The organism is Leifsonia sp. NPDC058194 (assembly GCF_042883605.1).
Lineage (GTDB): Bacteria > Actinomycetota > Actinomycetes > Actinomycetales > Microbacteriaceae > Leifsonia.
In genome coordinates this window covers 1041310-1055939 of sequence record NZ_JBHVVL010000002.1, presented here as the reverse complement: position 1 = coordinate 1055939, position 14630 = coordinate 1041310, and the positions used below count along the sequence as shown (strand labels likewise).

Below are 14630 nucleotides of genomic sequence, written 5' to 3'. Positions count from 1 at the left end.
CGAGAATGCTCAGCCGGATCCTCAACGCCGTCCTGCTCGTGCTGGCCGGCATCCTGGTCGGGGCGGTCGGAACGGTGGCGCATCAGATCGACGTCACCTGGGGTGTGAGCATCCCGCTCGGGCTCGTCGGCAGCCTGCTGGCGTTCACCCTGCTGCTGGTCGGGCTGCGGCTGCTCGCCGAGACCCGCGTTCCCGCGATCCTCGCCGCGCTCGGCGCGATCGGGACGATCCTGCTCTTCACCCAGCAGAGCCCGGGAGGCTCGGTGCTCATCCCGAACACCCTGCCCGGTCAGATCTGGCTCGTCGCCCCTCTGCTGATCGCGGCCATCGTGATCGCGTGGCCCGACCTCCGCCGCCGGGACGCGCGGCCCGCAGCAGCCGCCCCGGCTCCCGGGCCTGCCGCGGAATCCGCCGAATCCATTTCGGAATAAGCCGAATCCATTTCGGAATAAGCTAGGCGAGTAGCTCTCGTAGCTCTCGCGAAGGGAACAGAAACACCGTGACCTATGTCATCGCCCTCCCGTGCGTGGACGTCAAAGACCGCGCCTGCATCGACGAATGCCCGGTCGACTGCATCTACGAGGGTGAACGGTCGCTCTACATCCACCCCGACGAGTGTGTGGACTGCGGCGCCTGCGAGCCCGTGTGCCCCGTCGAGGCGATCTACTACGAGGACGACCTCCCCGAGGAGTGGGCGGACTACTACAAGGCCAACGTCGAGTTCTTCGACGACATCGGCTCGCCCGGCGGCGCGGCCAAGGTCGGCGTCATCGCCAAGGACCACCCCGTCATCGCCGCCCTGCCGCCTCAGGCGCACTGACGTGGCGCTGAAGGAGCTCCCGGACTACCCCTGGGATCTCATGGCCCCGTACGCCGCGCGTGCCCGCGGGCACGTCGACGGCATCGTCGATCTCTCCATCGGCTCGCCGGTGGATGCGACGCCCGATCTGATCCGCGCGGCGCTCGCCGAGGCGACGGACGCGCACGCATACCCGCAGACGGTCGGGACTCCGGCGCTGCGCGAGGCGATCGTCCACTGGTTCGCGCGCCGGCGCGGCGTCCCCGGGCTTACCGTGGACAACGTGCTCCCGACGATCGGGTCCAAAGAGCTCGTCGCCTTCCTGCCGTTCCTCCTGGGATTGGGGGAGGGCGACGTCGTGGTGCACCCGCGCGCCGCGTACCCCACCTACGCGATCGGCGCGGCGATGGCGGGCGCCGATGCGCTCGCCAGCGACGACCCCGCCGAGTGGCCCGAGAACACGCGTCTGATCTGGCTGAACAGCCCGGGCAACCCCGACGGCCGGGTGCTGTCGGTCGAGGAGCTGCGTGCGGCCGTCGCCCGCGCCCGGGAGCTGGGCGCCTACCTGGCCAGCGACGAGTGCTACGCCGAGCTCGGCTGGGACTCCCCGTGGGACGGCGAGCGCATCCCGAGCGTGCTCGACCCGCGCGTGATCGGAGACGACCGCCGCAACATCCTCGCCGTGTACTCCCTCAGCAAGCAGTCCAACCTCGCCGGCTACCGCGCCGCCTTCGTGGCGGGCTGCCGCACGGTCGTCGGGAGGCTGACCAACGTGCGCAAGCACGCCGGCTTGATGCTGCCCTCCCCGCTGCAGGCCGCGATGGTGGTCGCTCTGGGAGACGACGAGCACGTCGCGGTGCAGCGCGAGCGCTACCGCGCCCGTCGCGAGCAGCTGCGTCCCGCGCTCGAGGCGGCCGGCTTCCGCATCGACCACAGCGAGGCGGGCCTGTACCTCTGGGCGACGGAGGGCCGCGACGCCTGGGAGAGCATCGGCCGTCTCGCCGACCTCGGCATCCTGGCCGGCCCCGGTCACTTCTACGGCGACGCCTACCCTCAGCACGTGCGGCTGTCGCTGACCGCGACCGACGAACGGATCGCCGCGGGGGCCGCGCGTCTGCGCGCGTTTGGAGACTCCCTCTAACGCGAGGCCCTCGGCTTTGCGCGATGCGACAGTAGCCGCGCGCGTTCGTTAGGCTGTACCCGCACGAATGATTGCAGCGCTGCCACGATCGGCGCGCGTGGTTATGCCAACCCCAAGACCTGGAGGCGTTGTGACTGGACTCGGCACCGAGAATGCACCGGCGGAGCGTGTCGGCTCCGTCGAGGGCGAGGCGCCCGTCGCCGAGCTCCGCTACCCGGGAGGCGTGGCCGAGTTCCCCATCCTGCCGAGCACCTCGGGCGCGTCGAGCATCGACCTCTCCAGCCTCACCCGGCAGACCGGGCTGACGAGCCTCGACTACGGCTTCGTGAACACCGCGGCGACGCGCTCCGCGATCACCTACATCGACGGCGACCAGGGCATCCTGCGCTACCGCGGCTACCCGATCGAGCAGATCGCCGAGAACTCCTCGTTCCTCGAGACGGCGTGGCTCCTGATCCACGGCGAGCTGCCGACGCCGGCCGAGCTCGCGGACTTCGACGAGCGCATCCGCCGTCACACCCTGCTCCACGAAGACCTGCGCCGATTCTTCAGTGCGCTGCCGCACGACGCGCACCCGATGTCGGTGCTCTCGAGCGCCGTCTCCGCGCTCTCGACCTTCTACCAGGACTCGCTGAGCGTCTCGGACCCCGAGCAGGTCGAGCTCTCCACCATCCGCCTGCTCGCCAAGCTGCCGGTCATCGCCGCGTACGCGCACAAGAAGAGCCTGGGTCAGGCGTTCCTGTACCCGGACAACTCGCTGAGCTTCGTCGACAACTTCCTGCGCCTCAACTTCGGGACGCTCGCCGAGCCGTACGAGGTCAACCCGGTCCTCTCCCGTGCGCTCGAGCGTCTGCTCATGCTGCACGAGGACCACGAGCAGAACGCCTCCACCTCGACCGTGCGCCTCGTCGGCTCCACCCAGGCGAATCTGTTCGCCTCCGTCTCCGCGGGCATCAACGCCCTCTACGGGCCGCTGCACGGCGGCGCGAACGAGGCCGTGCTCGACATGCTCGCGGGTATCCGCGACTCGGGCGAGAGTGTCCAGAAGTTCGTCGAGCGCGTGAAGAACAAGGAGTCCGGCGTCAAGCTGATGGGCTTCGGGCACCGCGTCTACAAGAACTTCGACCCCCGCGCCCGGCTGGTCAAGCAGTCGGCGGACGAAGTGCTCGCCGCGCTGGGTGTGCACGACCCGCTGCTCGACATCGCGAAGGAGCTGGAGGAGGTCGCGCTGGCCGACCAGTACTTCATCGACCGCAAGCTCTACCCGAACGTGGACTTCTACACCGGTGTGATCTACAAGGCGATGGGCTTCCCGACCCGCATGTTCACCGTGCTCTTCGCGATCGGCCGGCTGCCGGGCTGGATCGCCCACTGGCGTGAGATGAACCTCGACCCGGCCACGAAGATCGGCCGCCCGCAGCAGCTCTACACGGGCAGCCCCGAGCGCTCCTGGCCCATCGACCGCTGAGCCGAGCGGCCCGGCATCCGGTCGTCTTCGACGAGGCGCGCGTCAGCGCGACGCCGGGCGCAGGGTGAGCGTCTGTGCGGCCGCTGCGGCGATGGCCGCGCGGCTGAAGGCCCAAGGCAGGGTCTTGTTCGCCGCCCAGAGATCGGTCTGATCGGTGTAGTGCGGGTCGAACGCGTGACCGGAGGCCCCGGCGAGGTTGATCCAGCGGCTCCGGTCGAAATCGGCCAGGTCGACGACCATGCGCATCGACGGGACCCGGTCGGCTCCGTAACCCACTGAGGCGTCCCACCCGGTCGCCTCCACGACGCTCGCGCTGCCCCCGATCGGATACGGTCCGCGGTTGAGGAGCCACTCCACCGGACCGATGCCCGATTCGCCGAGGCTGGCGTTCGTGAGGGTGAGCGTGTGGATGCGGTCCCAGCGCCAGCGTGACGGATCGTCGCCCATCAGGGAGCGCGCCTCCGTCCACGCCTGGTCGGCCGCGCGGGCGATCATCGAGTCGCGGTCGCTCGTGCCCAGTTCCGAGTCGGCCCACCAGGGCGAATCGGGCTGCGCGACCAGGTTCTGCGTCACGGCGAACCAGCGGTCGCCGCCCGTCGGCTGGGCTGTCGACGGGAGCTTGCGCCCGAACGCATCGTGCAGGAGGTTCTTCCAGAACACGTTGAAATAGGCGGCGGCGGCGCTGTCGGCATCGTCGTGGTAGTCCCAGCCCGCGAGGAGCGCGGCCCCGCGGGCGACGCCCGACGTCGGGTCGGCCGCCTCCCCGACAGTGTGCAGGAGGGGCACGAGCGTCGCGGCGTTCGCATCGTAGGTGTCGCCCTGGATCGCGGCCATCTGCGTCGCGGTGACCTTCTTCCCCGAGGCGATGAGCCCCTGCAGGCGCACGGCGATCTGGTTGGCCCGGTAGCCGTACTCCCAGTCCCGCGTGATCATCACCGGGTAGTCCGGTCCGACGGCGGCGTTGTTGGCGGTGACGATGTAGCCGCTGGGCGGGTCGAGCACCGAGGGGAGCTGGTCGTACGGCACGGTGCCGACCCAGCCGTACTGACTCGTCCAGCCGGGGACCGGCACGGTGCCGTCACCTGCGGCCCGGATGGGAACGCTGCCGGGCGCCTGGTAGCCGATGTGCCCGTCCACGTCGGCGTAGACGAGGTTCTGCGACGGCACCTGGAACTCCGCCGCCGCAGCCCGGAAGCCGGCCCAGTCGTGCGCCGTGTCGAACGCGAAGATCGCCCCGGCCGTCGGCCCGGGTGTGAGGGCGGTCCACTCCAGGGACAACTGGAACTGCTGTGCGGGGATGCCGAGCTTGCCGGCCTGATCCTTCGCGATCGCGGCGTACCCGTCGCTGAGGTCGGTGATGATGGGGCCGTGCCGGGTGGACCGGATCGTGAGGGGGACGTCTGCGCCGCCGGCGACCCTGATGGTCTCGCGCCGGACGTCGAGCGGCACCTGTGCGCCGTCGTACTCGTAGGTGTCCCCGCTGACCTTCTCGACGTAGAGGTCGGCGACGTCGGGCCCGAGGTTCGTGAAACCCCAGGAGATGCGGTCGTTGTGGCCGATGACGACGCCGGGGAAGCCGGAGAACCCGAACCCGCTGACGTCGAACGGGCACTGCGCGTCCACCGTCGCGCAGTGCAGGCCGACCTGGTACCAGACGGACGGCAGCGAGGCCCCGAGATGCGGGTCGTTGGCGAGCAGCGGCTTGCCCGTGGCGGTCAGCGCGCCCGAGACGACCCAGGAGTTGGAGCCGATGTCGCTCCCGGCCGGCCCCATCAGGCGGGGGAGCGACTCCAGGCTCGCCGACACCTGCTCCAGCTGTGCGCGGTAGTCCGACGGCGGTGCCGTGGCGAGAGCGCCGGCATCCGCCGTCGCTCCGGGATCCGTCGCGGAGCCCGCTGCCACCGCATCGGGGGTCGTCCGGGCCGGGTCGCCGCCGCCCTCCGCGGTGATGGTCGGGTGCGCCGCGTAGTCGTAGCCGGGATGGAGGTCCGCGATCTGCTGCGGGGTGAGGGTGGCGGCGAGCAGTCCGCGGTCCACCTCCTCCTCGAGGTTGGAGCGGAGGTCCCAGGCCATCGCCTTCAGCCAGGCGATGGAGTCGGCCGGCGTCCACTTCTCGGGGCGGTAGCCGGGGTTCTGGAGGCCGAGGACGGCGTACTCGACGCTCAGCTGGGCTCCCGAGTGCGTGGCGAGGTAGGCGTTCACTCCGTCGGCGTAGTCCTGGTAGTACCGCAGGGCCGTCGGGTCGAGGAGTTTCACCTCCTGCTCGGCGACACGGCGCCAGCCGAGGGTGCGGATGAAGGTGTCCGTCGGGACCTGGCTCGCACCGAACATCTCCGAGAGGCGCCCTGCGGTCACGTGGCGCCGGAAGTCCATCTCCCAGAAGCGGTCCTGCGCGTGCACGAAGCCCTGCGCGCGGAAGAGGTCGTCGGCCGTCGACGCGACGATCTGGGGGACGCCCGCGCTGTCGCGGTAGACCGTGACGGGCTTCTGGAGGCCGGGGACGTCGAGCGATCCGGAGGTCTGCGGGAAGGAGCGCGTCACCGTCCAGAATCCGGCGCCGCCGGCGATGGCCGCGACGACCAGGAGCACCGCGAGCACACCGCCCACCACCCGAAGGACCCGGTGGTGCCGTCGCAGTCGCGGGGTGTCGTCGCCCACGTCCCTCCTCGAGCTCGGTGCTGTCCTTGGACCCTAACCCACGCGGGTGACGTCGCGGCAGCGCTTCGGCTGCGACCCGGTCTCGACTCAGCGGGAGGTCAGCGCCGCCCAGGCCATCCGCTCCAGCACCGGGCGCACCTCGGCGTCGGCGACGTGCGACGAGCCGACGCGGGTCGAGTGCGGGGTGGAGTTGATCAGTCCGAAGGTCGCCTGCACGCGGACCCGCAGCTCGTCGGGGGCGAGGGAGGGGTGGAGCGCGCCGAGCACCCGGGTCCAGAGCTCGACGTAGCGGCGCTGGAGCCGCCGGACCTCGCGCTGGTCCTCCTCGGGGAGGGCCTCGAGGTCGCGGTCCTGCACGCGGATGGTGTCCGGGGCGCCGAGTGCGAAGTCGACGTGGAAGGCGATGAGGGCGCGCAGGGCTCCCGCCGGGTCGCCGCTGTCCTGCTCGACCGTCGTGCCTCCGTCGAGCAGGCTCTCGCTCACCCCGACGAGCAGTGCCGCGAGCACGGCCTGCTTGGAGGCGAAGTGGCGGTACACGGCCGGGCCGCTGACGCCGACGGCCGATCCGAGGTCCTCGATGGAGACGCCGTTGTAGCCGCGATCGGCGAACAGCCCGGCGGCGGCGTCGAGCAGCGCGGCGCGCCGGTCGGCCTTGGCCTGGCTGCGCTGGGTGGGGCGGCCGGGTGCGTCGAGGTCGGTCATGCGGTCTCCGGATGGCTGGACATTTGGGTTAATGAACACTAACCTAAAAACGGGTTAGCGACTACTAACCGAATGTCGACGACGACAGGGAGCACGATGCCCGCCACCACCACCCAGCGCGAGCTGGTCGCCGAGCTGCACGAGCGCCTCGCCGTCGCGGCGGCGGGCGGTCCGGAGCGCTCGCGCGAGCGTCATGTCGCCCGTGGCAAGCTGCTCCCGCGCGACCGCATCGACACCCTCCTCGACGAGGGCAGTCCCTTCCTCGAGATCGCGCCGCTCGCGGCCACGGGGATGTACGGCGACGAGAGCCCGTCGGCCGGAGTGATCGCCGGCATCGGGCTCGTCCGCGGACGGCACGTGATGGTGGTCTGCAACGACGCCACCGTCAAAGGCGGCACGTACTACCCGATGACCGTCAAGAAGCATCTGCGGGCGCAGGAGATCGCCCTGGAGAACCGCCTCCCGTGCATCTACCTGGTGGACTCCGGGGGTGCGTTCCTTCCGATGCAGGACGACGTCTTCCCCGACCGCGACCACTTCGGCCGCATCTTCTACAACCAGGCCCGGCTCTCGGCGGCGAAGATCCCGCAGATCGCCGCCGTGCTCGGCTCCTGCACGGCGGGAGGCGCGTACGTGCCCGCCATGAGCGACGAGACCGTGATCGTGCGCAACCAGGGCACGATCTTCCTCGGCGGGCCGCCCCTCGTGAAGGCCGCGATCGGCGAGATCGTCACGGCCGAGGAGCTCGGCGGGGGCGACCTGCACGCCCGCACCTCCGGCGTCGTCGACCACCTCGCCGAGAACGACGAGCATGCGCTCGCCATCGTGCGCGACATCGTCGCGACCCTGCCGCCGCCCGCGGCACCGGCCTGGGAGGTGCTGCCCGCGCAGGAGCCGGAGGCCGACCAGGCGGAGCTGTACGACGTCGTCCCCGTCGACGTCCAGGCGCCGTACGACGTGCACGAGGTCATCGCCCGCATCGTGGACGCCGGCGGGCTGCACGAGTTCAAGCCGGAGTACGGCACGACCCTCGTCACCGGCTTCGCGCGCATCCACGGCCACCCCGTCGGCATCGTCGCCAACAACGGGGTGCTCTTCAGCGAATCCGCCCTCAAGGGAGCGCACTTCATCGAGCTGTGCGACCAGCGCGGCATCCCGCTGCTGTTCCTGCAGAACATCTCCGGCTTCATGGTCGGACGCGACTACGAGGCCGGCGGCATCGCCAAGAACGGCGCGAAGATGGTCACCGCGGTCGCGACGGCCCGCGTCCCCAAGCTGACCGTCGTCATCGGGGGCTCGTTCGGTGCAGGCAACTACTCGATGTGCGGGCGTGCCTATTCGCCCCGGTTCCTCTGGATGTGGCCGGCCGCGCGGATCTCCGTGATGGGCGGCGCGCAGGCGGCGAGCGTGCTCGCGACCGTCAAGCGCGACCAGCTCGAGGGCGACGGCGAGGAGTGGAGCGCCGACGACGAGGCGGCGTTCAGTGCTCCCATCGCCGCCCGCTACGAAGAGCAGGGCGACCCCTACTACTCGACCGCCCGGCTGTGGGACGACGGCGTGATCGACCCGGCGGAGACCCGCACCGTGCTGGGGCTCGCGCTCGACGTCTGCTCCCGCAGCCCGCTCCCCGACACCGCCTTCGGGCTCTTCCGGATGTGATCGCCGTGACCGTGACCTCTCCCGCTCCCTCCTCTTCCGTTCCCTTCCCGTCAGTGCCCTTCCCCTCCGTGCTCGTCGCCAACCGCGGCGAGATCGCGTGCCGCGTCATCCGCACCCTGCGCCGGCTCGGGATCCGCTCGGTCGCGGTGTACAGCGACGCCGACCGGAACGCCCCGCACGTGGCGCTCGCCGACGTCGCCGTGCGGCTCGGCCCCGCCGCGGCACGCGAGAGCTACCTCGACGTCGACGCCATCGTCGCCGCCGCGACCGCGACAGGCGCCTCCGCCGTGCACCCCGGGTACGGATTCCTCTCCGAGAACGCGGAGCTCGCCCAGGCGTGCGCCGCTGCGGGCGTCGTCTTCGTCGGCCCGGGAGTCCGCGCCCTGGAGGTCATGGGCGACAAGATCGCGGCGAAACGCGAGGTCGAGTCGCACGGCGTGCCGACGATCCCGGGCATCGCCGAACCCGAGCTCGACGACGAGGCCCTGATCGCCGCCGCGCAGCGGATCGGATTCCCGGTGCTGGTGAAGCCGTCCGCGGGCGGCGGCGGCAAGGGGATGCAGGCCGTGCGCGACGCGGACGACCTCCCGGAGGCGCTGCGCACCGCCCGCCGGGTCGCCGCCTCCGCCTTCGGCGACGACACCCTCTTCCTGGAGCGCCTCGTCGACGCCCCCCGGCACATCGAGGTGCAGGTGCTGGCCGACACGCACGGCACGGTGGTCCACCTCGGCGAGCGCGAGTGCTCCCTCCAGCGCCGCCACCAGAAGGTGATCGAGGAGGCGCCGTCGCCGCTCCTCGACGGCGAGACCCGCGCGCGGATCGGTGCGGCGGCATGCCGCGTGGCTGCGAGCGTCGACTACGTCGGCGCGGGCACCGTGGAGTTCCTCGTCTCAGCGGATGCTCCCGGCGAGTTCTTCTTCATGGAGATGAACACGCGGCTGCAGGTCGAGCATCCCGTGACCGAGCTGGTGACCGGACTCGATCTGGTGGAGTGGCAGCTGCGCATCGCCGCGGGCGAGCCGCTCGGCTTCGCGCAGAGCGATGTGCGCCTGAGCGGGCACGCCGTCGAGGCACGCGTCTACGCCGAGGACCCCGATCGGGGGTTCCTGCCGGGTGGCGGACGCGTGCTCGCCCTGCGCGAGCCGGCGGGGGAGGGCGTGCGCGTCGACAGCGGTCTCGTCGCCGGGCTCGACGTCGTGACCGAGTACGACCCGATGCTGTCGAAGATCGTCGCCTGGGGCGACGACCGCCCCCTGGCGCTGGCCCGCCTCGATGCCGCCCTCGCCGGGACGAGCATCCTGGGCGCGACGAACAATGTCGGATGGCTGCGGGATCTGCTCGCGGATCGGGATGTCGTCGACGGCACGATGGACACCACGCTCATCGACCGTCGTCACTCCGACCGCGAACCGGCCGCGGCCTCCGTCGCCGAGCTCGTGCTCGCCGCCCTGCTGGCGCACCGCGCGCGGTCCGCGTCGGCACCGCAGGGGGCCGGTGCCCTGTGGGGCGCCCCCACCGGCTGGCGGATGGCGGGTTCCCGGCCGGTCGGCTACGACGTCGACGGTCACGCCGTCGCCGTGACCGACGGCGGTGCGCGCGTCCGGGTCGCCGATCGCGAGCACACGACGGAGCTCACCGTCCGGGGCGGTCGGCCGGGTGAGCCCGACCGGGCGATCCTCACCGTCGACGGCGTCACCGCCGGCTACGACGTCGCGGTGGACGGCGCGACCGTCTGGGTGGCCGGCGACGGCCGCACCCGCGGGCTGCGCCTGCGCACCCGCGAGGAGCGCCTGGCCGACACTTTGGCCGCGGTCGAGCGCGGCGACGCCGCCGCGCATCCCGAACTGCGGTCCCCGATGCCGGGGACCGTCGTGGCCGTGCCGGTCGCCGACGGCGACCCCGTCGTGGCCGGCGACACCGTGGCCGTCGTGGAGGCCATGAAGATGGAGCACCGTCTCCTCGCCCCGATCTCGGGCGTCGTGCGCGTGCAGGTCGCCCCCGGCGACCTCGTGCGACTCGATCAGCTCGTCGCCCACGTCGACGCGACACCATCGCCGGACGACGCGGAACCCCATGGACAGTCACCACAAGAGACAGGAACCCCATGACCATGCAGATGACCGGGCGCAGCGTCGCCGCCGACTCCGATGTCACCGGCTTCGAGCTCACCGCCGCGCAGCGCGCCCTGCGGGACGAGGTGCGCGACTTCGCCGACACCGTCGTCGCGCCCGCCGCCTACGAGTACGACACCAAGCGCAGCCTCCCGTACGGCATCATCGCCGAGATGGGGCGGATGGGACTCTTCGGCCTGCCCTTCCCGGTCGAGTACGGCGGCCAGGGCAAGGACTACCTCTCGCTGTGCCTCGCCGTCGAGCAGCTCGGCCGCGTCGACCAGTCCATCGGAGTGACCTTGGAGGCCGGCGTCGGCCTCGGCGCCATGCCGATCTTCCGCAGCGGCAGCGAGGAGCAGAAGCAGCGCTGGCTGCCGATGCTGGCCCGCGGCGAGGCGCTCGCCGGGTTCGGGCTCACCGAGGCCGACGCCGGGTCGGACGCGTCCGGCACGAAGACGACCGCCGTCCTCCGCGACGGCGAGTGGGTCATCGACGGGACCAAGCAGTTCATCACCAACTCCGGCTCGGAGATCACGGCCCTGGTGACGATCACCGCCGTCACGGGGGAGGAGCGGCGTGCGGACGGCTCGATCAAGAAGGAGCTGTCGGCGATCATCGTCCCCTCCGGCACGCCGGGCTTCGTCGCCGAACCCGTCTACGACAAGGTCGGCTGGCACACCTCGGACACCCACCCGCTGACGCTCACCGACGTGCACGTCCCGGAGGCGAACCTGCTGGGGGAGCGCGGCCGGGGCTACGCCAACTTCGTGGCCACCCTCGACGAGGGCCGGGTCGCCTTCGCGGCCCTCTGCACCGGTGCGGCGCAGGGCTGCCTGGAGGAGGCGCTGCGCTACGCGAAGACGCGCAACGTGTTCGGCCGCCCGATCGGCTCCAACCAGCACATCGCCTTCAAGCTCGCCCGGATGCAGGCCCGGGTGCACGCGGCACGGCTGGCGTACTACGACGCCTGCTTCAAGCTGATGGCGGGCACGCCGTTCAAGATGGAGGCCTCCATCGCCAAGCTCACCGCCAGCGAGGCCGCGATGGACAACGCGCGTGACGCGACGCAGATCTTCGGCGGCTACGGCTTCCTCAACGAGAACCCGGTCGCCCGGCACTACCGCGACTCGAAGATCCTGGAGATTGGCGAGGGCACCTCGGAGGTCCAGCTCATGGTCATCTCGCGGGCTCTCGGGTTCACCTCCTGAGCCCGGTCCCCGTGCGCGACAATGACAGCAGCTCGATGGTGAGAGAAGGAGGACCGGCGTGATCGACAAGACGATGGCCACCGCGGCGGAGGCCGTCGCCGACGTGGGCGACGGCGCGAGTCTCGCGGTCGGCGGATTCGGCCTGTGCGGCATCCCGAGCGCCCTGATCGGAGCGCTGCTGGAGGCGGGCACGACCGACCTCGAGGTGGTCAGCAACAACTGCGGCGTGGACGACTGGGGACTCGGTCTCCTGCTCGCCGAGCGCCGCATCCGCAAGATGATCAGCTCGTACGTCGGAGAGAACAAGGAGTTCGCCCGGCAGTTCCTCTCGGGGGAGCTGGAGGTCGAGCTCACGCCGCAGGGCACTCTCGCCGAGAAGCTGCGCGCCGGCGGTGCGGGCATCCCGGCGTTCTACACTCCGGCGGGCGTCGGGACGCAGATCGCCCAGGGCGGCCTGCCCCGCCGGTACGCACCCGACGGCACGATCGCGGTCGCATCGGAGCCCAAAGAGGTGCGCACCTTCGACGGCGCCGACTACGTGCTGGAGGAGTCGCTCCGCCCGGAGTTCGCGCTGGTGCACGCAGCGAAGGGCGACCGCCACGGCAACCTGGTGTTCCACGCGGCGGCGATGAACTTCAACCCGCTCGCCGCGATGGCCGGCCGCATCACGATCGCCGAGGTGGAGGAGCTGGTCGAGCCCGGCGAGATCGATCCCGGCTCGGTGCACTGCCCGGGCATCTTCGTCCAGCGGGTCGTGCACGCGCCCGGGGTCGAGAAGCGCATCGAACGCCGCACCGTCGCCGAAGGGAACCGCCCATGAGCCTCGCCCGCACCGAGCTCGCCGCCCGGGTGGCGCGCGAGCTGCGCAACGGCCAGTACGTCAACCTCGGCATCGGCATGCCGACACTCATCCCGAACTACATCCCCGAGGGCGTGGAGGTCATCCTGCACTCCGAGAACGGCGTGCTCGGCGTCGGCCCGTATCCCGCGGACGCCGACGTCGATCCCGACCTCATCAACGCCGGCAAAGAGACGGTGACCGTCGAGCGGGGCGCCGCCTACTTCGACTCGGCCCTGTCGTTCGGGATGGTGCGCGGCGGCCACGTCGACGTCGCCGTCCTCGGCGCCATGGAGGTGTCCGAGACCGGAGACCTCGCCAACTGGATGATCCCCGGCAAGATGGTCAAGGGGATGGGCGGTGCGATGGACCTCGTGTTCGGCGCGAAACGGCTCATCGTGATGATGGAGCACCTGGACCGCGAGGGCCGGCCGAAGATCCTGCGCGAGTGCACCCTCCCGCTCACCGGCTCGGGCTGCGTCGACCGCATCGTGACCGACCTGGCCGTCATCGACGTGACGCCCGACGGCCTGGTACTGCGCGAGGTCGCACCGGGGGTGTCGGTCGACGAGGTCGTCGCCGCCACCGGTGCGCCGCTGTCGGTGCAGCTGGAGCAGGCATCGTGAGGGAGGTCGAGCAGCGCGGGCTCTACTTCGAGGAGCTCGACCTCGAGACCCGCTATCTGCACCGACCGGGGCGCACCCTCACCGAAGCCGACAACGTGCTGTTCACCACGCTCACGATGAACACCCAGGCACTCCACCTCGACGCGGCGTGGTCGGCCCGCCAGCCGTTCGGCGAGCGGCTCGTCAACTCGATGCTGACCCTCTCCACCCTGGTGGGCTCGTCGGTCGCGCAGCTCACCCAGGGCACCATCGTCGCCAACCTCGGCTTCTCCGACGTGGTCTTCCCGCACCCGATGCACCACGGCGACACCCTCTACGCCGAGACGGTCGTGACCGCCAAGCGCCTCTCCGCCTCGCGGCCCGGCCAGGGGATCGTCACGCTGGAGCACACCGGGCGCAACCAGGACGGCGTCGTCGTCGCCACGGCGACTCGTCAGGTCATGGTCTGGTGCCGGGAGGCCCACGAGAAGGCGGCGACGTGACCCGCGTCTTCCCGTGGGGGCCTGCGCTGCTGTTCTGCCCGGCGGACCGGCCGGACCGCTACGCCAAGGCGCTCGAGCGCGCCGATGCGGTCATCCTCGATCTGGAGGATGCGGTCGACCCCTCCCGCCGCACCGCCGCCCGCGAGGCGCTCGCCGCCTCCGACCTCGACCCGGCCCGGGTCATCGTCCGGGTGAACCCGGCGGGCGGGCGCGATCACGACGCCGACCTCGCGGCTCTGGAGATGACGCCGTACCGGGCGGTCATGCTCCCGAAGGCCGAGCGGGCCGCCGACCTGGCCGCCTTCGACGGCATGGAGGTCATCGCGCTCTGCGAGACCGCCGCCGGAGTCCTCGCCGCGCCGGAGCTCGCGCGGGCCGGCAACGTGCTGGCGCTGATGTGGGGGGCGGAGGATCTGGTCGCCTCGCTGGGCGGCACATCCAGCAGGCACCCCGACGGTTCGTACCGCGACGTCGCGCGTCACGCCCGATCCGCGGTCCTGCTCGCGGCCGGGGCCGCAGGCGTGCACGCCGTCGACACCGTCCACCTCGACATCGCGGACGACGCCGGGCTGCGGGCGGAGGCGGAGGACGCCGTCGCCGTCGGTTTCGCCGCGACGGCGTGCATCCACCCCGGCCAGGTCGACACGATCCGCTCGGCCTATCGTCCGACGGGCGAGCAGGAGGCCGCTGCGCGCGAGCTGCTGGCCGCGGCCGAGGAGGCCGGGGGAGGGGTGTTCCGCTTCCGCGGCGGCATGGTCGACGGCCCGGTCCTCGCCCACGCCCGCGCGGTCGTGCGGCGCGCGACGCGGTAGGGGGCGTCGGCGACGGCGGTCCCGAACGTGATGAAACCGTGATCTAGGTTTCTGTCGCAGTTCACCCGTTTCCCCGTCGCCGCGTCGGAGGTTTGCCGTAATCTGCAAGTACCGTTCGGGAGAAGA

13 protein-coding genes are annotated in these 14630 nt (G+C 71.3%); 11 read left to right on the top strand and 2 right to left on the bottom strand.

Translation table 11 applies throughout. From position 1 onward, the window contains the following. Positions 1-5 precede the first annotated feature (5 nt). The 4 genes from ACFVU2_RS11855 (at position 6) to ACFVU2_RS11840 (ending at position 3408) form a co-directional block, all read left to right on the top strand. On the top strand, positions 6-431 hold the full coding sequence (locus tag ACFVU2_RS11855) for a hypothetical protein (protein ID WP_387874227.1): 426 nt from the start codon (positions 6-8) through the stop codon (positions 429-431). 68 nt (positions 432-499) lie between these two features. Beyond that, positions 500-820 carry a ferredoxin gene (gene fdxA / locus ACFVU2_RS11850; RefSeq protein ID WP_021762463.1) on the top strand — a complete coding sequence of 107 codons (321 nt, stop codon included), beginning with the start codon at positions 500-502 and terminating at the stop codon, positions 818-820. Between the two features lies 1 nt (position 821). Continuing rightward, the gene (gene dapC / locus ACFVU2_RS11845) at positions 822-1940 is read left to right on the top strand and encodes a succinyldiaminopimelate transaminase (protein ID WP_387874223.1); all 1119 of its coding nucleotides are present in this window, start codon (positions 822-824) and stop codon (positions 1938-1940) included. Between the two features lie 130 nt (positions 1941-2070). Continuing rightward, entirely contained in the window at positions 2071-3408 is a 1338-nt protein-coding gene (locus tag ACFVU2_RS11840) for a citrate synthase (protein ID WP_387874220.1), read from the top strand. A gap of 42 nt (positions 3409-3450) precedes the next feature. On the opposite strand, the gene ACFVU2_RS11835 is transcribed toward ACFVU2_RS11840, so the two are convergent. Further along, a complete protein-coding gene (locus tag ACFVU2_RS11835) occupies positions 3451-6066 on the bottom strand; it encodes a penicillin acylase family protein (RefSeq protein ID WP_387874219.1) in 2616 nt (871 codons plus the stop codon). Positions 6067-6153: 87 nt separating this feature from the next. Beyond that, the gene (locus tag ACFVU2_RS11830; RefSeq protein WP_387874216.1) at positions 6154-6768 is read right to left on the bottom strand and encodes a TetR/AcrR family transcriptional regulator; all 615 of its coding nucleotides are present in this window, start codon (positions 6766-6768) and stop codon (positions 6154-6156) included. Between the two features lie 96 nt (positions 6769-6864). Here ACFVU2_RS11830 and ACFVU2_RS11825 point away from each other — a divergent pair, with 96 nt between their 5' ends. The 7 genes from ACFVU2_RS11825 to ACFVU2_RS11795 are packed head-to-tail and all read left to right on the top strand — an operon-like array spanning position 6865 to position 14504. After that, positions 6865-8427: a carboxyl transferase domain-containing protein gene (locus tag ACFVU2_RS11825; RefSeq protein WP_387874214.1), complete on the top strand. Its 1563-nt coding sequence runs from the start codon at positions 6865-6867 to the stop codon at positions 8425-8427. 53 nt (positions 8428-8480) lie between these two features. Then, positions 8481-10535 (top strand): biotin carboxylase N-terminal domain-containing protein, encoded by a 2055-nt coding sequence (locus tag ACFVU2_RS11820; RefSeq protein ID WP_387874212.1) that lies wholly within the window; start codon positions 8481-8483, stop codon positions 10533-10535. Further along, on the top strand, positions 10532-11746 hold the full coding sequence (locus ACFVU2_RS11815) for an acyl-CoA dehydrogenase family protein (RefSeq protein ID WP_387874211.1): 1215 nt from the start codon (positions 10532-10534) through the stop codon (positions 11744-11746). Before ACFVU2_RS11820 ends, ACFVU2_RS11815 begins: the two co-directional genes overlap by 4 nt. Before the next feature lie 58 nt (positions 11747-11804). Beyond that, the gene (locus ACFVU2_RS11810; protein ID WP_387874208.1) at positions 11805-12566 is read left to right on the top strand and encodes a CoA transferase subunit A; all 762 of its coding nucleotides are present in this window, start codon (positions 11805-11807) and stop codon (positions 12564-12566) included. Beyond that, positions 12563-13210: a CoA transferase subunit B gene (locus tag ACFVU2_RS11805; RefSeq protein WP_387874205.1), complete on the top strand. Its 648-nt coding sequence runs from the start codon at positions 12563-12565 to the stop codon at positions 13208-13210. Before ACFVU2_RS11810 ends, ACFVU2_RS11805 begins: the two co-directional genes overlap by 4 nt. Then, the gene (locus ACFVU2_RS11800; protein ID WP_387874204.1) at positions 13207-13692 is read left to right on the top strand and encodes a MaoC family dehydratase; all 486 of its coding nucleotides are present in this window, start codon (positions 13207-13209) and stop codon (positions 13690-13692) included. The genes ACFVU2_RS11805 and ACFVU2_RS11800 overlap by 4 nt, the downstream gene beginning before the upstream one ends. Beyond that, complete coding sequence (locus ACFVU2_RS11795; protein ID WP_387874202.1) at positions 13689-14504, top strand: HpcH/HpaI aldolase/citrate lyase family protein; 816 nt, start codon at positions 13689-13691, stop codon at positions 14502-14504. The genes ACFVU2_RS11800 and ACFVU2_RS11795 overlap by 4 nt, the downstream gene beginning before the upstream one ends. Positions 14505-14630: the final 126 nt, after the last annotated feature.